The sequence below is a fragment of the Hymenobacter mellowenesis genome (genome assembly GCF_030581005.1).
Taxonomy (GTDB): Bacteria; Bacteroidota; Bacteroidia; order Cytophagales; family Hymenobacteraceae; genus Hymenobacter; species Hymenobacter mellowenesis.
Map to the genome: position 1 here is coordinate 568,366 of NZ_JAUQSX010000002.1, position 18,641 is coordinate 587,006.

Annotated in this window: 16 protein-coding genes and 1 pseudogene; 9 read left to right on the forward strand and 8 right to left on the reverse strand. The window is 59.7% G+C overall.

Annotation, left to right across the window (positions count from 1 at the left end; genetic code table 11):
- Positions 1-75 precede the first annotated feature (75 nt).
- On the reverse strand, positions 76-564 hold the full coding sequence (locus Q5H92_RS06415) for a hypothetical protein (RefSeq protein ID WP_305010667.1): 489 nt from the start codon (positions 562-564) through the stop codon (positions 76-78).
- Positions 565-674: 110 nt separating this feature from the next.
- Positions 675-2,195: a DEAD/DEAH box helicase gene (locus tag Q5H92_RS06420; protein WP_305010668.1), complete on the reverse strand. Its 1,521-nt coding sequence runs from the start codon at positions 2,193-2,195 to the stop codon at positions 675-677.
- 560 nt (positions 2,196-2,755) lie between these two features.
- Here Q5H92_RS06420 and Q5H92_RS06425 point away from each other — a divergent pair.
- Together Q5H92_RS06425 and Q5H92_RS06430 are read left to right on the forward strand one after the other, a co-directional pair.
- Positions 2,756-3,517, forward strand: a complete 762-nt coding sequence (locus Q5H92_RS06425; RefSeq protein ID WP_305010669.1) for an HAD family hydrolase — start codon at positions 2,756-2,758, stop codon at positions 3,515-3,517.
- 58 nt (positions 3,518-3,575) lie between these two features.
- On the forward strand, positions 3,576-4,088 hold the full coding sequence (locus tag Q5H92_RS06430) for an NUDIX domain-containing protein (RefSeq protein ID WP_305010670.1): 513 nt from the start codon (positions 3,576-3,578) through the stop codon (positions 4,086-4,088).
- A gap of 51 nt (positions 4,089-4,139) precedes the next feature.
- Here the strand turns inward: Q5H92_RS06430 and Q5H92_RS06435 are convergent, their stop codons facing one another.
- Positions 4,140-5,258: a hypothetical protein gene (locus Q5H92_RS06435; protein WP_305010671.1), complete on the reverse strand. Its 1,119-nt coding sequence runs from the start codon at positions 5,256-5,258 to the stop codon at positions 4,140-4,142.
- Between the two features lie 106 nt (positions 5,259-5,364).
- The gene (locus tag Q5H92_RS06440; RefSeq protein ID WP_305010672.1) at positions 5,365-5,955 is read right to left on the reverse strand and encodes a hypothetical protein; all 591 of its coding nucleotides are present in this window, start codon (positions 5,953-5,955) and stop codon (positions 5,365-5,367) included.
- Between the two features lie 228 nt (positions 5,956-6,183).
- Between Q5H92_RS06440 and Q5H92_RS06445 the strand changes: the two genes are divergently transcribed.
- The 5 genes from Q5H92_RS06445 (at position 6,184) to Q5H92_RS06465 (ending at position 10,814) form a co-directional block, all read left to right on the forward strand.
- Positions 6,184-6,417 (forward strand): hypothetical protein, encoded by a 234-nt coding sequence (locus Q5H92_RS06445; RefSeq protein ID WP_305010673.1) that lies wholly within the window; start codon positions 6,184-6,186, stop codon positions 6,415-6,417.
- A complete protein-coding gene (locus Q5H92_RS06450) occupies positions 6,414-7,340 on the forward strand; it encodes a UDP-2,3-diacylglucosamine diphosphatase (RefSeq protein WP_305010674.1) in 927 nt (308 codons plus the stop codon). Before Q5H92_RS06445 ends, Q5H92_RS06450 begins: the two co-directional genes overlap by 4 nt.
- 146 nt (positions 7,341-7,486) lie before the next feature.
- Positions 7,487-8,515 (forward strand): glycosyltransferase family protein, encoded by a 1,029-nt coding sequence (locus tag Q5H92_RS06455; protein ID WP_305010675.1) that lies wholly within the window; start codon positions 7,487-7,489, stop codon positions 8,513-8,515.
- Positions 8,516-8,691: 176 nt separating this feature from the next.
- Entirely contained in the window at positions 8,692-10,152 is a 1,461-nt protein-coding gene (locus Q5H92_RS06460) for a GH1 family beta-glucosidase (protein WP_305010676.1), read from the forward strand.
- Between the two features lie 20 nt (positions 10,153-10,172).
- Complete coding sequence (locus Q5H92_RS06465; protein ID WP_305010677.1) at positions 10,173-10,814, forward strand: zinc-ribbon domain containing protein; 642 nt, start codon at positions 10,173-10,175, stop codon at positions 10,812-10,814.
- A gap of 6 nt (positions 10,815-10,820) precedes the next feature.
- Here the strand turns inward: Q5H92_RS06465 and Q5H92_RS06470 are convergent, their stop codons facing one another.
- Positions 10,821-11,453, reverse strand: a complete 633-nt coding sequence (locus Q5H92_RS06470) for a hypothetical protein (protein ID WP_305010678.1) — start codon at positions 11,451-11,453, stop codon at positions 10,821-10,823.
- A gap of 141 nt (positions 11,454-11,594) precedes the next feature.
- On the opposite strand from Q5H92_RS06470, the gene Q5H92_RS06475 reads away from it, so the two are divergent.
- The gene (locus Q5H92_RS06475) at positions 11,595-13,073 is read left to right on the forward strand and encodes a 3' terminal RNA ribose 2'-O-methyltransferase Hen1 (protein WP_305010679.1); all 1,479 of its coding nucleotides are present in this window, start codon (positions 11,595-11,597) and stop codon (positions 13,071-13,073) included.
- Here the strand turns inward: Q5H92_RS06475 and Q5H92_RS06480 are convergent, their stop codons facing one another.
- Both Q5H92_RS06480 and Q5H92_RS06485 read right to left on the reverse strand, forming a co-directional pair.
- Positions 13,074-13,397, reverse strand: coding sequence for a DUF4844 domain-containing protein (locus Q5H92_RS06480; protein WP_305010680.1), 324 nt, complete (start codon positions 13,395-13,397; stop codon positions 13,074-13,076).
- Between the two features lie 94 nt (positions 13,398-13,491).
- Positions 13,492-14,046 carry a hypothetical protein gene (locus tag Q5H92_RS06485; RefSeq protein ID WP_305010681.1) on the reverse strand — a complete coding sequence of 185 codons (555 nt, stop codon included), beginning with the start codon at positions 14,044-14,046 and terminating at the stop codon, positions 13,492-13,494.
- A gap of 69 nt (positions 14,047-14,115) precedes the next feature.
- Between Q5H92_RS06485 and Q5H92_RS06490 the strand changes: the two genes are divergently transcribed.
- A complete protein-coding gene (locus Q5H92_RS06490; RefSeq protein ID WP_305010682.1) occupies positions 14,116-16,923 on the forward strand; it encodes a polynucleotide kinase-phosphatase in 2,808 nt (935 codons plus the stop codon).
- Positions 16,924-17,879: 956 nt separating this feature from the next.
- Here the strand turns inward: Q5H92_RS06490 and Q5H92_RS06495 are convergent.
- A pseudogene (locus tag Q5H92_RS06495) lies at positions 17,880-18,398 on the reverse strand (AAA family ATPase); the annotation flags it as partial.
- Between the last annotated feature and the right edge of the window lie 243 nt (positions 18,399-18,641).

Genomic DNA, 18,641 nt, shown 5'->3' on the forward strand with positions numbered 1-18,641 from the left:
CCCCGCCAAATTTTGGTGGGGGCTTTTTATGTTGGCGGTCTGGCCTCGGATAGAGCCGTTGCCGGGTGTGCTGCTTTAGTGAGCGGCGGTCAGTACCGGCGTGGGCACGGGGGCGGCGGCAAAGTCCGGCAGGCTGATGCCAGCCAGCAGGTCCCGCTCCAACAGGTCGGCCCAAGTGCGGAGGTAGAGCACCACATCGTCGCGCTGGTTGTGGCGCAGGGCGTCGCGGCGCTCGAATGGAATAGCGGCCCGAATGGTGGGGTCGGAGATGCGTTCGAGGTGGGTGAGGTCGCGGCGGGTGAAGCCGAGGGCCAGCATTTCATCGATGGTCTGGTCGATTGGCAGGCCGCTGGTGGGGCAGTAATCGACAATCTGGCGCTCCCAGTCGCCGTAGCGCTGCATGGCCCGGGCGTGAATTTCGGCCTTGGTCAGCTGCGTGATGGTTTGGGCCAGGTGGCCGCAGTTGCAACTGCCCATGTGGCCCCACTGGTAGGGCGCTTGGGTGGCAAGGCGCTGGGCCGTGTCGCGCAGGGCCTGAATGACGGGAAGCGTGGGGTGGGCCATTTCTAGAAGTTGGTAATGGGTGTCAAGTATTCAGTATCAGTCTTAAAAAGCAGAAGGTCCCGGAAAAAGTTTTCCGGGACCTTCTGCTTTTTAAGGGAGGTGCGTTCTGCTTAGAACGAGCCGCGGCGGGTGCCGCCGGCATCGCCCCGGCGACGACCGCCGAGGTCGCCGCCTTCGCGGTTGCCGCCCACGTTCACGCGGGCGCCGCCGCTGCCAAAGCGGCGCGCGGTATCGGACTGGCCATTGCTGGCCGGTGCGGCCGGACGACTGCGCTCACCGCTGGGCCGGCCACCGCCGTTGCTGCCGCCGCTGGGGCGCTCGCCGCCGCGACCGCCACCCGAGCGACCGCCGCCGCCCTGGCCGCCGCCGGAACGGCCGCCGCCACCCTGGCCGCCCTCGCGGGGACCGGAGCGGGCCGGACGACCCGCCGGGCCCTTAGGCCGGATGATGCGTTCGTTGCCGTGCAGCATTACCGGCTTGATGCGGCCGGATACGAACGGATGCTCGGCTTCTACGTCAATCTGGCGGCTGATGAGCTTCTGGATGTCCTGCAGGTAAGCGCGTTCCTCGTCTTCGACAAACGAAAACGCGGTGCCGAACGCGCCGGCCCGGCCGGTGCGGCCAATGCGGTGCACGTAGGTTTCGGGCTCGTTGGGGATTTCGTAGTTGATGACGTGGGTCAGTTCATCCACATCGATGCCGCGGGCGGCGATATCGGTGGCGACCAGCACGCGGGTGCTGCCGGCTTTGAAGTTGGAGAGGGCGCGCTGGCGGTGGTTCTGGCTCTTGTTGCCGTGGATGGCTTCGGCCGGAATTGAGTTGGCGGCGAGGGCCTTCACTACTTTATCGGCGCCGTGCTTGGTGCGGGTGAACACGAGCACGCGCTTGATGCCTTTGTCTTCCAGAATGTGGCGGAGCAAGGCGGGCTTGTCGTTGTTTTCAACCAGATACACCGATTGGGTCACGGTATCGGCGGTGCTGCTGACGGGCGTTACGGCCACGCGCACGGGGTTGGGGCGCAGAATGGTGCTGGCAAGCTCCTGAATCTGGCCGGGCATGGTGGCCGAGAAAAACAGCGTCTGACGCTTGGTGGGCAGCTTGGGCAGGATGCGCTTAATGTCGTTGATGAAGCCCATGTCGAGCATGCGGTCGGCTTCATCGAGCACGAATACCTCGACCTGACGCAGGTCCACGAAGCCCTGGTTCATGAGGTCGAGCAGGCGGCCGGGGGTGGCAATCAGCACTTCTACGCCGCGCTTGAGGGCCGCAACCTGCGAGCCCTGGCTCACGCCGCCGAAAATAACGGTGTGGCGAATCTGGCTCAAATGGCGGCCGTAGGCGCCGAAGCTTTCGTTGATTTGGATGGCCAGCTCGCGGGTAGGCGTGAGCACGAGGCAGCGGATGGCGCCCCGCGGGTGGCTCGAAACCTGCGCTGTGCGGTGCAGCACCTGCAGGATGGGCACGGTAAAAGCAGCCGTTTTGCCGGTGCCGGTCTGGGCCACGCCGAGGAGGTCTTTGCCTTCGAGAACGTGGGGAATGGCCTGCTCCTGAATGGGAGTAGGGGTGGTATAGCCTTCTTCTTTGAGGGCCTTGAGGATGGGGTCAATCAGGTTTAACTCGTCAAACGTCATGTTGAGGGGGTAATTGGGGAGGGCTTTGGCGGCTGTTTCAGCACGTCATGCAGAGCGCAGCGAAGCATCTTTATCGCTTCGTTGATTCGTTTGAGAATAGCATAGCGATAAATATGCTTCGCTGCGCTCTGCGTGACGTTTCGGAGAAACGGTCACAATGCCCTTAAATAAATTATTGGTAGACAGTCGTCCACAAGATGGGTGGTTCAGCCTGCGCCGTAGCATAGGCGGGCATGGCCACGCGGGCAAAGGCCGGGCGTGGGGAGGGTGGGCGGCTCGTCGGAGGCCGACCGATTCCCGAAATGAAGAGGAATTGGAGTGAGGTGCGCTTGCTTCGCGGAGACAGCCGAGGCGCGGGGCTTTGCCCGACGCGGCCGGGCAGCGGGCTGCTCCGACGGCGGCCCTGGTGACAACAAAGGTACAACACACAAACCCGAAAGCCTGTTTCACCTTTCTCAAACGGATGGGAGCCGCCCTATTCAGCCGCCAACAATCGTTGGGTTTTATGGCCTGCCGGGCCCGCAAACCGCCACCGGCCCATTGGCAACTGCCTCGCATTCATGTCGCTAAAACCCGAAAAATTGCCTTGGTCAACTCGTCTGACGACGGTTTTATTTGATTTGGACGATACCTTATTCGACCATATTGCCACGGCGCGGGCCTCTCTGCGGGCCAGCGCGGCGCCCTTGCCGTTCTTCCAAACCGTCGATTTCGAGCCTTTTTACCAGCTCTACAGCGAACTGCTGGAAGAATACCACGCCCAGCTGATGGCCGGCCGCTACACTTATGACGAAGCGCGCCGTCTGCGCTTCGAGCGCTTGCTGGCCCCTTACTGGCCGGACGCCTCGGCTGCCGATGTCGATGATTTCGTGCGGGCCAACCAACTTCATTACCCCTTGATGCGGCAGCCCGTAGCCGGCGCCCTGGCCTTGCTGCAAGCCCTGAAACCGCACTACTGCATTGGTATTGTGACCAATAACCGCACCGCTGAGCAGGAAGAAAAACTGGCCTTCCTGGGCATGACAGATTTGGTAGATGCGCTGATTACCTCCGAGGAGGTAGGTTTGCCCAAGCCTGACCCTCGGATTTTTGAAGTGGCCCTGCAGCGCCTGGGAGCCCGTCCGGAGGAAACCGTACTGGTCGGTGACAACTGGCGGGCTGATGTGCTGGGGGCGCTGGCCGTAGGCATTCGGCCGGTGTGGGTGAACCGGCTGGGAGCGGCGCGCCCCCTAGCTCATGTGGCCGAAATCACCAGCTTCGAGCCGCTGGAGGATGCCCTTACCGTTATTGCCCCTGCTGCTTCCGGAGGCCGTCGGGCGTAAATCCTGGTTTCCTTTTCCGTTCTTTGGGCGCTTCAGCAGTCACCCCCAACCTTCCCTCATGCAGATTATCGAGCGCAGCCGCGTTTTCGACGGCCACTACAAAGTCAATCAACTCATTGTGCAGGACGGCGAGCACCGGCTCCGGCGCGAGCAGTTTGCGCCCGGCAAGGCCGTAGCCGCGTTGGTTTATGATACCGACCGGCAGGTGTACGTGCTCACCCGCCAGTTCCGCATCGGCCCGGAAGCAGAGATTCTGGAGATTGCCGCCGGCATGATTGATAAAGGTGAAGCCCCGGAAACGGCCGTGCGCCGCGAGATTCACGAGGAGCTGGGCTACGAAATCGATAAGCTAGAGGAAATTGTGTGCATCTGGCCTTCGCCGGGCACCAGCTCAGAGGAAATTACCGTGTACTACGCCGAAGTGAGCCAGCGCCCCGGCGCGGGCGGTGGGCTGGCTGAGGAAAACGAGAACATCGAAATGGTAGAGCTAAGCTGGGATGAATTGGTGGCTGAACCGCTGCGCGATGCCAAAACGGTGATTGCCGTGCAGTGGGTGCGGCTGCGGCGGTAACCTCCGAGGGGCTCTAAATTGGGCTAAACAGGTTTGAGCCGCTTCCCTTTTTTAATGGATTACTCTCCACGGCGTCATGGTTTCGGCGTGCAACAAGAGCGCCTCAGCCAGCGGGCTGACGGATAAATCCACGAAGCGCACGCCGTAGTGCAGCTCCTGGGGTGTGGCCACCTCGCGGCTGCCGAAGCGGATGACGCGGCGCAGGCGCTGGGCGTTGCGCCAGTCGCGCAGGGCCACGGCGTTGCCGAAGGCGAACGCCGTGGCCGGGATGCTGTAGCCAAGAATCAGCGGGCCGCTGTCGACGTCGCCTTCGCTGGTTTCGTAGCTGCCCCGGCGCTCGCGGTAAAGCCGAATGACGCCGAAATTGGTGCTGAAATGCTGCTGGTAGAGCCGGTATTGCTCGGCGGCGAGGGCGGGGGCGAAGCGGTAGAGGAAGTTGATGCTCCAGCCCAGGTGGGAGCCGCGCGGCTCCTCGGCGGCGTGGTGGCGGGTGCGGGGCTTGGAGAGGAGCAGACCGGTGGCCGGGTCGGTGAGGTGCTGGCGGGCGTAGGCGGCCCATTGCTGGCAGAAGGCGCGGTAGGGGCTGCCCGTCAGGTCGCTGTGCAGCTGCAGCGAGGCCAGGGCCACGGTGTTGTCGGGCACCCACACGCCGCCGGGGTAGGATTCGAGGCAATGGTTGGGCGCGGTGGCGAGGCGGCGGTGCAGGGAGGCGGACAGGGAATCGTGCAGTGCTTTATAGGGCGAGGCAGGGTCGAGCAGGCGGTGGCAGCCCAGCATCAGGTTGAGGTGGCCGAGGTAAAGCACGGAGGTTACCGAATCGGCTTCGACCAGCGCATCGGGGTTGCGAAAGGCTTGCGCGATGCCGCCGGTCAGCATCCGGCCGATGGCCAGCTGGGTATAGTGCGCGGCTTCGGCCCGGAAGCTGGTGTCGAGTTGCGCCATGTTGGTAAAGGCGTACGTCGAATACGACATCGAAAACAACGACCATTCGGCGTTGCCCAGCGCGGCTAGTTCCGTTGATTCGCTTTCGGGCGTGCGGATGATGCGCTCCAGATAGTTGGCCTTTTTTCGCAGGTCCGACGGGGGCGGGTAGTGGTAGGTGGGCCAACTAAAGAGTGCCCACAGCCCCAGCAGCAACGCCAGGAAAAGGAGTCGTTTTTTGCGCTTCATGCCGCATCAAGCGCCCGAAGCGCCGGGTTATTGTCTGACTAAGGAAAAGAAAAAGGGGCAACATCAGCAATGGCGGATGTTGCCCCTTTCAGTACTGGCCAACGACTTACTGCGCGGCCGGCAGCGTCAGGATGTAGTCAAACGTCTGGTAAAGCTTGGCGTCGCGGATGCTGACGTTGAGCTCCTGGGCCTCCATTTTGGGGAAGGGAATGAGGCGTTGGGCCTGGTAGAGGTCGCGGCCGAAGAAGCGGCCGGTGCCGGGGGCCAGGGTTTGGGCCAGTACCTCCTTGCCGGCTTTATCGGTGACGGTGAGCGTGAGGTTGGACAGCTCCGCGCCTTTTGGGCCTTGGCGATGGATGGTGACGAGCAGGGCGCCGCCGGGCGGCAGGGCGGCCAGGCGGCGCTGGTAGGTGGTATCGGCCCATTCCTTGAGCTTGCGCAGGGCGTCAATTTCGGTGCGCATGTCGGCGTAGGAACGGTAGCCGAGGCGGGTGAAGGAGCCGTCGACCTCCTGCTCCTCGTCGGTGTTTTTGGTCACGTTCTGCACGTAGGGCGACACGGCGTCGCGCTGGGCAAAGGTGTAGCGCTTGCGGCCTTTGGCGGCCTTGCCGGTGGGCTGGGCCACCGCGGCGCCCGCGCCCAGCAGGAGCAAGCCCAGAACAAGAAAATGACGTGCCACCCGAGGTAGAAAATGCATAATAAAGAGGTTAATAAGGAATGAAATCAGAGAAGTAAAGCGGGAGAATAATTGAGTCAGCAAAGAAAGGGAAACCGGACCAGAACCCGGCAACAAGCCCCTGGATTAAAATTGGACTGCGCTGCGGAAAGTAGAATTGATTTAAGGGAAATATGACCGTAAACAAGGCTTCATATTACCGGCTGAACTTTGAAAGCAGGATTTTCACCGGTTATAACCTTGCCTGCTATGTACTTCCCGGCCTTGATTTCGGGGCTGCGCCGTTTGGGGCGCTGGCTCGTGTACGAACTGTTTCAGGTGGCGCTATGGGTGGCGTTTGTGCTGCACACGCTCGGTAGCTTACGCTCGGCGTTTGGGGGCGGGGGCGGGCTGGGCCGGCGGCGGCCGGGGCCGGCCATTCGGCCGCGCCGCAGCACCGGGCCCGCCCGGGGCGGCCGGTTCACGCAAGTGGCCGACGCATGAGAACGAACCTCCTAACCGAGGCCGGCATCGGCGAAACACCCCCGCCGGCCCGGCCCAGAGCCCGCCGCAAGCGCCGCGTGCAGGTGGCCGTCATTTCCGACGTGCACCTGGGCACCTACGGCTGCCACGCCACTGAGCTGCTGCGCTACCTCAAGAGCATCCGGCCGCAGGTGCTGGTGCTCAACGGCGACATCGTGGACATCTGGCAGTTCAGCAAAAACTATTGGCCGCCGGCCCACATGCGCGTGGTGCGCTACCTGGCCGGCCTGGCCGCCAAGGGTGTCCGCATCCACTACCTGACCGGCAACCACGACGAGCTGCTGCGCAAATTCGCCGGCCTGAAGCTGGGGCATTTCCGGCTAGCCAATAAGGTGGTGCTCGACCTACCGCACGGCCGCACCTGGCTGTTCCACGGCGATGTATTCGACGTGACCATGCGCCATTCGCGCTGGCTGGCCAAGCTGGGCGGGCACGGCTACGATATGCTGATTCTGCTCAACCGCTTTGTGAATTACGGCCTGACCAAGCTCGGCCGGCCCCGCGTGGCCCTGAGCAAGCTGGTGAAGGAGCGGGTGAAATCGGCGGTGGCCACGGTGAGCAACTTTGAGGAAACGGCCGCCGCCATCGCCGCCGATGAGGGCTACCGCTATGTGGCCTGCGGGCACATTCACCAGCCCGAAATCAAAACCCTGCAAACCGAAAAAGGGGAGGTGATTTACCTGAATTCGGGCGACTGGGTGGAAAACCTCACCGCGCTGGAATACACGCCCGAAGCGGGCTGGCAGCTGTACTATTACAACGATGACCCCACCATGCAACTGGCCGCCGATACCGATGCTGCCGATGCTGCTGAGGTATTGGCCGATGCCAATCCGTCGGCCCTGCTAGAAGGGCTGCTGGCCGAATTCAAGATTAGGGCGTAAGTAACACCGTTGAACAACAGCAAACGAACGTCATGCTGAGCGCAGTCGAAGCATCTCTACCGCGCAAGTAACCTAATCAATGAAACGAAGCGGTAGAGATGCTTCGACTGCGCTCAGCATGACGAGCTGGAAGATAATAGCAACCAATGTCCCGAATTCTTTATGCCATCCAAGGCACCGGCAACGGCCACCTCAGCCGGGCCCTCGATGTGGTGCCGCTGCTGCGAAGCCGCTGCGAGCAGCTTGAGGTGCTGGTGAGCGGCCCGCCGGCCGATTTGCCCTTGCCGTTTGAGGTGAAGTATAAAGCGCAAGGCATGGGCTTTGTGTTTGGCAAAAAGGGCGGCATCAACTTCGTAAAAACCTTCGCGCAGTTCAACTCGCTCAAGTTTTTGCACGAAGTGCGGCACCTGCCGGTGGAGGATTATGGTTTGGTTATCAGCGACTTCGAGCCGGTGAGCAGCTGGGCCTGCAAAATGCGCGATGTGCCCTGCGTGGCCCTCAGCCACCAGAGCGCCGTGCTTCACCCCGCCGCCCCGCGCCCCGACCGCGAAGACCCGGCCGGCCGCGCCGTGCTGAAGCATTACGCTCCGAGCACGGCGCAGTACGGCTTTCATTTTCAGGCCTATGCCCCGGGCATTGCCACCCCCGTCATCCGCCAGCAGGTGCGCGAGCTGAGCCCGGTGAACGATGGGCACTACACGGTGTACCTGCCGGCTTTCGAAGAAAAAATTCTGGTGGAGCGCCTGCAATACTTGAGCCGCAGCATTCGCTGGGAAGTTTTCAGTAAGCACAGCCAGACGCCTGCCGAATACGGCAACGTGCGCGTGTGGCCGGTGAGCGGCCCGGCTTTTCTCGACAGCTTGGCCCGCGCGGCCGGCGTGCTCTGCGGCGCCGGATTCGAAACGCCCGCCGAAGCGCTGTATCTGGGCAAAAAGCTGCTGGTGATGCCCATGAAGCAGCAGTACGAGCAGCAATGCAACGCAGCAGCGCTGGCCAAAATGGGCGTGCCCGTCATCAAAAACTTCAAAGACAAGAACCTCGACAAGGTGGACCAGTGGTTACACCGCGACGACACCATCGCCGTCGATTACCCCGACCACACGGCTGCGGTGATTGACCAGCTGCTGCGGGAGCAATTGCAGGGTAATGGTGTTGGGGTGGCGATGCGCCAGTAATTGAACGTTATGTCGACAGCTCGTCATGCTGAGCGCAGCCGAAGCATCTCTACCGCAGTGATAAATTGATTTACAATCGTAGTAGAGATGCTTCGGCTGCGCTCAGCATGACGGCCTAATATTGACGTTCCTTTTGCGTTCTGCCTCCATCCATATAGAAGCTCCGCGCCCCGCGCATGATTAAACTGCCTCCCAACTACTCCGAGCCGCTGCCCGCCGCGTTCTACCCGGCTTCGGCCCCGCTGCCCTTTTCTCGTGCCGATTTTGGGCCGGATTTCCAGTGGGGGGCTTCGGCGGCGGCCTACCAGACGGAGGGCGCCTGGCAGCACCAGGGCAAGGGGCCCAGCATCTGGGACGATTTCACGCGCCGCAAGGGCACCATCCGGCGCAGCGAGCACGCCCGCGTCGCGGCCGATTTCTACAACCGCTACGAAACCGACCTCGACCTGGCCGCCGCCATGGGCCTGACCGATTTTCGCTTCTCAGCTGCCTGGTCGCGGGTGCTGCCCGAGGGCTCCGGCGCGGTGAACCGCCGCGGCCTCGATTTCTACGACCGGCTGGTGGACGCCTGCCTGGAGCGCGACCTGCGCCCCATGCTCACGCTCTACCACTGGGACCTGCCCAGCGCCCTGCAGGCCAAGGGCGGCTGGACTAACCGCAACATCGTAGGCTGGTTTTCGGACTACGCCCAACTGATGGCCCGCCGCCTCGGCGACCGGGTGCCGCACTGGGCGGTGCTCAACGAGCCGATGGTGTTTGTGGGCGCCGGCCACTTGCTGGGCATTCATGCGCCGGGTCGGCGGCATTTAGGGGCGTTTCTGGCGGCGGCCCACCACGCCACCCTGGCCCAGGCCGAAGGCGGCCGCGCCCTGCGCGCCCTACTGCCTGGTTCGGCTGAAATCGGCACCACGTTTTCCTGTTCCTACCTTACGCCGCATCGCCCCGGCAACCGGCAGGACGAAGCCGCCACCCGCCGCGCCGATGCCGTGCTGAACCTCTTTTTTATGGAGCCCACCCTCGGCCTGGGCTATCCCACGGCCCAGCTGCCGGCTCTGGGCTGGCTGCTGGAACGCTACCAAAAGCCCGGCGACGACCAGCGCATGGCCTTCGATTTTGACTTCTGGGGCATCCAGAACTACACCCGCGAGGTGGTGAAATTCTCGCCATGGCTGCCGCTGCAATGGGCCGCGCTGGTGCCCGCCAGGCAACGCAATGTGCCTTACACGGACATGGGCTGGGAGGTTTATCCGGAGTCGGTTTATCAAATGTTGAAACAGTATAGCGCTTATCCAAAGGCGCCAAAGCTGCTCATAACGGAAAGCGGCTCAGCGTTTCCCGATGTGGTGACCGATGGGCGGGTGCCCGATGTGGCCCGCCGCGCCTACCTGCAGGCGGCCATCGGCCAGGTGCTGCGGGCCAAGCGCGAAGGCGTGGACGTGGGCGGCTATTTCGCCTGGAGCCTGACCGACAACTTCGAGTGGGCCGAGGGCTATGGCCCCCGGTTCGGGCTGATTCACGTCGATTACGAAACCCAGGAGCGAATTATGAAAGACTCGGGGCGCTGGTACAAAAAATTCTTGGGTGGTGCAGTGATGAGTGCCGAAAGAGCGGGAAAAGTGGGCATGAACTTAGGCTAAGCGCGCGTACTTTCACGGCTATGAAACGCGCTAAGGCTCACAATTCGCTGCGCTGTCCTTGCTGCGGAGAAATCCGCGGTCCTCAAGAGCAGCAAGTGTTTCTTAAGCAACTGGAGGCAGAGGTTCCGGCTAGGACGTATATCACGCTCAGCGGTGTTTGGCTGGGCAATGCCTATTGGCATGATGCCAAAAAGGGAGGAGTGGATTGGGCCTGCGACGAGTGCATGCAGAGTCTGCGTGCGGTTAAAGGTCAGCCAGCAAAGCAGTTATTTTATGACTTTGCTCCTCATTTCGCCTATTTTGATAAGACGAAAACCTGCCGTGACTGCGGCTTAGAATTCACGTTTTCCAAAGCTGAGCAGTTGCATTGGTATGAGCAGCTACGCTTTTGGGTCCAGGCCGAAAAGGTGCGGTGCGGCCCTTGCCAGCAACTGAAAAAGCAGCACGACCAATTTTCGCAGTTAATGGCCGCGAATAATTTCACCGACCACGAAGCGCTGCAAGAAATTATTGCTTATTATTTGAGGAACAAAGCATACGCCAAGGCAAAGCAATTTCTGGCCACTGGCAGAAGCAGGTTTGCGGAAGGCTCCGTCGAATTTTCCCGGCTCGATACCCTGCTGAACAACGTAAGGAACATTGAGCAGCAGGTGCGTGATTAGCTGTCGTTACAGCAACATATCGCGGCAACTCAGAAACTTCTCAACCAACTGCTCCGGCCGCTGCTCGTCAAATTCCTCAAAGCCCAGCACGAAGGCCGGCGCGGGCTGCACGAATTTGATGGCTTTGTTCACTGATTCCAGGTAGGCGCTGATGCGGTTCTTGCTGCCTTCAGCAGCGGCAAACTCGGCATCCCAGCGCAATGCCTCCGGGTCTTTGCGCACCAGAAACGGAATGACGAAAGGGACGAAACGGCCAAAAATTGGGTTTTCGTCGGTAGTCAGGCGGGTGTCGGGCCAAATGTGAAACTCGGCGAACGAGGCGGGCGGCACCACCACAAAGGAGGCCTTTTCGACGGTCATTTCCGCGAATAACTCTAAGCGGTTGGGCTGGGTGTAGAACTGGGCATAGGCCGCATACCATACCGTCACCCCCACTTGGTTCACCAGTTGGTAGGGATGGAACGTGCTGGCAATGCCCAGCCCGCCGTGGTTGCCGATAACCAGGTTATACAGTTCGCCAAACTTCGCTAAATCAGTGGATTGCTGGTAGGGTTGGTTGGTAAGACCGTAGAGGTAAAAGCTGGCGAAATCGTTGAGCGACGGGCCGGTAGGCGAGGCGGGAGGAATGGTGTCGGACACGGAAAGCGGCGCGGGTAAGAGAGGAGAAGAGGACTGAAAAGAGGTTGTGCTGACTGCAAACCTACTTCGCAGCCCGCAACTTGGCCCCGCGTCGAGCGGACCAGTGCTACATTCGGCTTCCTTTATTTCCGCGCCTTCTGCATGCTCCTCACCATCTCCACCACCTACCAGCCCGCCACCGACCTGGGCTACCTGCTGCACAAGAACCCGGCGCGTCTGCAAAGCATCGAAGTAGCCGGCGGCCAGGCCCACGTCTTCTACCCCGAAGCCACCGCCGAGCGCTGCACCGCCGCCCTGTTACTCGACCTCGACCCTATCGGCCTGGTGCGCGGCCGGGGCGGCGCATCCGGCGAAGGCTTCGCCCTGGAGCAATACGTGAACGACCGGCCCTACGTGGCCTCGTCCTTCCTGAGCGCGGCCCTGAGCAAAGCCTTCGGCACGGCCATGAACGGCACTTGCAAAGACAAGCCCGGCCTGCCCGCCCAAGCCCTGCCGCTGGCCGTGAAAGTGGCCGTCGTCTCGGCGCCCGGCCCCGACTGGCCCAGCCGCCTCTTTGAGCCGCTGGGCTACGAAGTGGACATCGAAACCACTCCGCTCGACCCCACCGTGCCGGAGTGGGGCGACAGCCGCTACTACACCCTGCACCTACGCCACACCGGCCTGCGCCTGCAAGACGTGCTGACGCACCTCTACGTCCTGCTCCCGGTGCTTGACAACGACAAGCACTACTACATCGGCGAGCACGAAGCCGAGAAACTGCTGCATCGCGGCGGCGACTGGCTGCCCCAGCACCCGGAGCGCGGGTTTATCACGCGGCGGTATTTGCGCTACCTGGCGGCGTATGTGAACCCGACATTGGAAAGGCTGATGGAAGGGGAGGTCAGTAGCGTGGACTCTGCGAGTCCGCGCATGGATGAGGTCGAAAGCGGGTCCGCAGAACCGGTGCAGCAGCAGGTGGCAGAGTCGAACGATGCGATGCGCGGACTCGCAGAGTCCACGCTACAGCCCAAAACGTCCCTCCACGACCAGCGCCTGCAGCAAGTAGCCCACGAAATCTACCAACTCAGCCCCAAGCGCGTGCTCGACCTGGGCTGCGGCGAAGGCAAGCTGCTACGCCTGCTCCTGCGCCAGCCCAAAATCGAGTACATCCTCGGCATGGACGTATCGCATCAAGCCTTGGCCCGCGCCGCCCAGCGCCTGCACCTCGACGAGATGCCCCCGCGCCAGCGCACCCGCCTCGACCTCATCCAGGGCTCGCTGCTCTACCGCGACGAGCGCCTCGCCGGCTTCGACGCAGCGGCCCTGGTCGAAGTCATCGAGCACCTCGACCCCAACCGCCTCGCCGCCCTCGAAGCCGTGGTGTTCGGCCAGGCCCGCCCGGCGCACGTCTTCGTCACCACCCCCAATGCCGATTACAACCAGCTTTTCGAAAAGCTCAACGCCGGCGAGTTCCGCCACGACGACCACCGCTTCGAATGGTCCCGCGCCGAGTTCGCGGCCTGGGCCACCGCCGTGGCGGAGCGGCACGGGTATCAGGTGCGGCTGGTTGGGATGGGAGAGGAGGTGGCAGGCGTCGGCGCGCCCTCGCAGATGGCGGTGTTTATGAAAAAGGACGCTTGATTAAATCAGCAAATCACCACAACTGACGTTCACCAATTTTGCTAATTCACACTGAACGTCAACAATGTATTCTCGCTCTTCAGTATCAAAATCATAATTGTCCCTTTCGTCAAAATACTCCTGAATTTTCTCTTGTAAATCAGCAGGTTCCGTGACGCCATTAGAAATTTGAGCAATCAGAAAGTCTGCAAATTCATTTACAGCCAGATTCATCCCTTCACGGACGTCATTATCTGAAGGCATTAGGCCACGGGTTTCCCAATCTTCAACAGGGAAATTATCACGGCTTTTGTAGGCTTCTATTTGGCTGATGATTTCATTCATGGGTTGATTGCCTTTTGTGGTTGAGCAAAGCTGATAGCGAATTTTTAAGCGTCATTCGTTTACGTGGGCAGAGGTGCAGTACTTTTTCGGAAGATTATTCCTCCACAATTCTGTTGGAAACAATTTGCTGCTCAGCTTTTCTGTCTCGTTTGTACCGCGCCGCTTTTTCTGACTTGAACCAGTTCCGAGTATCAGAACCGAAACCCATTTCTCCACTGCCATAATAAGCTAGAATAGAGCCCTGTTTAGTCATAAGCCCTTTCATGTAGCAAATCTCTTGCCCACAATCGTGCTTTGAGTACGTGCCAAAATTTCGGTGTTTCAGCTTCTTGCTTTCCAATATTCGCTGTTGGTTTTGTCGGATATCGTCCCAGGCCTGACTTTCATCGGCTATGGTTAATTTTTCGCCCAACGTGTTTACCTTAAAATAGGTCTTGGGGTCTTTCAATTGCAGAAATTCAAACGTCTTCGCAAACGCCGCAACTGCCACTTTTCGCAGTTCAAGTTTCTCTTCGAGACTCAGCTTCGTGGTTTCCACGATGGAGCGAAATAGCCCCAGCGTATTGAAATCCGTGAACTTCTTGTGGTTCTCAATCAGGTGCAGATACTCCCCGTAGGTGAGCGTGTTGAATTGCTTGCCGACTTTCATAATAATGCCTCAATAGTGGGTAGTTGTGCCTAATCTTGTGTTCGGCAATTTTACGCCGTGTTCTTTCCAATGCCCCAAGATACCCTCAAGGTCCCCGAACTCTCTCTTATCATCCTCATTGGCAGCACGGGCGCGGGCAAGTCCACGTTTGCGCGGCGCTTGTTCAAGCCCACGGAAATCGTGTCGTCGGATGCCTGCCGGGGCCTGGTGGCCGACGATGAAAACGACCAATCGGCCAGCAAAGACGCCTTTGAGCTGCTGCACTACCTGGTGGCCAAGCGCCTGAAGCGCGGGCTGCTCACCGTGGTCGATGCCACCAACGTGCAGGAGGAAGGCCGCAAGCCCCTGGTGGCCCTGGCCCGCCAGTACCACGTGCTGCCCGTGGCGATAGTGCTCGACGTGCCCGACGCCGTGGCCCAGGAGCGCAACGCCCAGCGCCCCGACCGCCGCCACCTGGGCCGGCACGTCATCGCCAGCCACCGCCAGCAGCTGCGCCGCAGCTTGCGCAACCTCAAGCAGGAGGGCTTCCGGCACATCCACCACCTGCGCAACGTGGGCGAAATCGACGCCATCCAGTCCATCACCCGCGACCGCCTCTACAACAACCGCCAGGAGGAAACCGGCCCCTTCGACATCATCGGCGACGTGCACGGCTGCTACGAAGAGCTGCGCGCGCTGCTGGAGAAGCTGGGGTATCAGATTACGGAAGAGCCGATTACGGACGTGCGGGATTTAGGCGTGCGGGATTTGGGCGTGCGGGTGGTCGCACCGCTGGTCGCCCAGCCGTCAACCTCACCCCCTGACCCCCTCTCCAAAAAAGAGGGGGCACCGGTCTTGCTCCTGACGGATTCAACAACCGAAGAATCGCCTTCACGAACCGGTGCCCTCTCTTTTTTGGAGAGGGGGTCAGGGGGTGAGGTTGCGCCGGGCGAGCCATTGCGCCGCAAGGCCATCTTCCTCGGCGACCTTGTGGACCGCGGCCCGGCCTCCCCGCAAGTGCTGCGCCTGGTGATGAGCATGGTGCGCGACGGCAGCGCCCTCTGCGTGCCCGGCAACCACGACATCAAGCTCCTGCGCCACCTCAACGGCAAAAACGTCACCGTCAACCACGGCCTGGCCGAAACCCTGGCCCAGCTCGAACCCGAGCCCGAAGCCTTCAAAAGCGAAGTGCGGCGCTTTCTCGACGGCCTGGTGAGCCACTACGTGCTCGACGGCGGCAAGCTGGTCGTGGCCCACGCCGGCCTCACCGAGGAGATGCAGGGGCGCGGCTCGGGGGCCGTGCGGGCCTTCGCGCTGTTTGGCGAAAGCACCGGCGAGATTGACGAATTTGGCCTGCCCGTGCGCTACGAATGGGCCCGCGAGTACCGGGGCCGCGCCATGGTCGCCTTCGGCCACACGCCCGTGCCCGAGGCCGAATGGCTCAACAACACCATCGACCTCGACACCGGCTGCGTGTTCGGCGGCCGCCTCACCGCCCTGCGCTACCCCGAGCGCGAGCTCGTGGCCGTGCCCGCCGCGCAGGTGTACTCCGAGCCCGTGCGCCCGCTCAACTACCGCGCCCTCCAGGCGCAAGCCCAGCACGAATTAGCCGCTGAAAACGCGCCGGGAACCACCGCCCAGCATGAAAACGACGACCTGCTCGACATCCGCGACGTCACCGGCAAGCAGTTCATCGAAACCCGGTTGATGCGCGGCGTCACCATTCGCGAAGACAACGCCGTGGCCGCCCTGGAGGTGATGTCGCGCTTCGCCCTGCACCCCAAGTGGCTGCTGTACCTGCCGCCCACCATGTCGCCCACCGAAACCTCGGCCCTGCCCGACCTGCTCGAACACCCCGCCGAAGCCTTCGACTACTACAAGCGCCTCGGTGTGGAGCGCGTGGTGTGCGAAGAAAAGCACATGGGCAGCCGCGTGGTCGTGGTGTTGGGCCGCGACGAAGCCGCCATCCAGCGCCGCCTCGGCCTCGTGGGTGAGGGCATCGGCAAGGTCTACACCCGCACCGGCCGCAACTTCTTCACCGATGCGGCCCTCGAAACCGCCTTCCTCGCCCGCCTGCGCGACGCCCTGAGCACCGCCGGCTTCTGGGAGAAATTCGACACCGACTGGGTCTGCCTCGATGCCGAGTTGCTGCCCTGGTCGGCCAAAGCCCAGGAACTGGTCAAAACCCAGTACGCCGCCGTGGCCGCTGCCGCCCTCGCCGCCCTGCCCCAAGTCGAAGCCGCCCTCACCGAAGCCACCGCCCGCCAGCTCGACGGCGCCGAAGCCCTGCTGGCCCGCACCACCGCCCGCCACCAGGCCGCCGCCCACTACGCCGACGCTTACCGCCGCTACTGCTGGCCTGTGCACTCCCTCGACGACCTCAAGCTGGCCCCCTTTCATCTACTAGCCACCGAAGGCCGCACCTACTTCGACCGCGACCACGCCTGGCACATGGAAACCCTGCGCACCCTCGCCCTGGCCGACCCCAGCCTGCTCCGCGCCACGCCCTACCGCGTCGTCCCCCTCACCAACCCCGCCGAAGTCGAAGCCGCCATCCAGTGGTGGACCGACCTCACCGCCGCCGGGGGCGAAGGAATGGTGGTGAAGCCCTACGACTTCATCCCCCAGGGCAAAGGCGGCCTGCTCCAGCCCGCCCTCAAGTGCCGGGGCCGCGAGTACCTGCGCATCATCTACGGCCCGGACTACCTGCTGCCCGGCCACCTCGACCGCCTCCGCCAGCGCAACGTGAAAGCCAAGCGCAACCTCGCCCTGCGCGAGTTCGCCCTCGGCGTCGAGGGCCTCGAACGCTTCGTGGCCGGCCAGCCCCTGCGCCGCGTGCACCAGTGCGTCTTCGGCGTGCTCGCGCTGGAAAGCGAGGCGGTGGACCCGCGATTATAATTGATTATCTGATAGGCACTTTTAGTAACATCAATTAATTGATGATACTTTTTTGCTCGGTCGAGCAATAGCTGAATTATTCCAGAAACGGGCTCTGAGATGTCATTAGTCACTTTTATTGGCTTCAATGGCTCCGGCGAATTAATTGCCAATAGTTCTTTAAACTTTCTGCTTACGAGTGCCGGTGTAACATTCAAAAGTATTTGAGGGTTTTGCTTGAGAGTATTTTGAATATAATCCTTCAATGCGCCAAGATGCTCTTTGCCAGGGGTGAGAATTATTTTGTGTTCATCGTAAGTGTTATTTGTGTTCTCTGTAAGAATGTCTATGTCAAAGTGACCATCCTTGTTACGACCAAATTCTGGTCGGGATTGCATAAAGAAATTTGTGATTTTTCTTTTAGTTTTTGCTTCTAAACTTGCTAATGTTTGATTAAAAGCAGTCTGAGCTTCCTCTAAGCTTATGCCGCAAGCAGCTGACAAGTGCTCGGCAGTACAGAAATAATTCTCTAGTTCGGAAAATTCTGTTATAAATAACGATAAGTCTCTAGACTTGCAATCTTCTTGTAACTTCTTAATTTCAAAATCGTCATCAATTTTTTGGTCGCGGTCATAATGCACGATAACCTTCACTGTCGGTATCTGCTTAGCTACAAAGCCTTGTAGTATTTTTGCAAAATCAACTTTTGAACTTCCTTCATAAGAATGAAGTACGAATTCGTCTTCGGTTAAGCCATTTGCTAAAGCGAATTTCTTTAGAAACTCTTTTTTCTCGAGTATATTATCTACTTTGTCTTCAGTGACAATTATATACTTTAAACCTTTTTTGGAAAAAAGATAATCGGCATCGGCTGCTCCTATATCAAGGAGTATTTTGCTGCCTTTGACATCAGGAATGACATCTCCATCGTGAAAATGAAAAACTTTAGCTTTACCGTCAAGGCCCTCTAATATATATCGGGAATGTGTTGAAAATACAACCTTTAGTTTAGGGTTCGCATCCGTACGTCTAATTAGCTCTTGTGCTAGTAACTTTTGCTTAGTAGGATGAATGTGTGCGTCGGGTTCATCAAGCAGAATTAAACTTGGATTGAAATACTCTATGTATGCAAAAACTTGAATAACTTGCAACATGCCAGTGCCTACAGAATCAATAGGAAGTACGTGTCCATTGCTCTTTACATTGACTTCAATAAATTCTGAAACATTTTCGTCAAACTTAGTGGTTATTTCGACATTGGGGTAGATAGAAGATACTGACGCCTTGAAGTTATTCCACTTTTCTGATTTACGAGAAATATCCCAAATTATATTTCTTAAGTAATTATTGCTGTCGCCCCGTGTTGCTGACTTCTTGATTGAAATAGCCACTTCGTATTTCTCTTGGACAGGTATACCAGCCAATCCTGGAACATACACGCAAAAGGGATTGTCAAGCGCACTAATTCTGTCTCCTAAATCTTTGCCTGTTAACACGGTTGTAAAGCCACCATTTCTCCCCCTTGAAATACTGATTTCAGCTTCATTACTATCTTCTTTAAACGTAAATCGAATTTTCTTTCTATCATCACTTGTTTTCGAACCAGTTAAAATTTGGCCATGATAAAGATTTTCAATGTGTCGTGTTGGGGTATATAAAAATTTGGCGGTGGTCTAAAGGGTAGTGATTGCCGTATACGCTACTATGATATTGACTACTCAATTGTGCGGGCGTTGCGG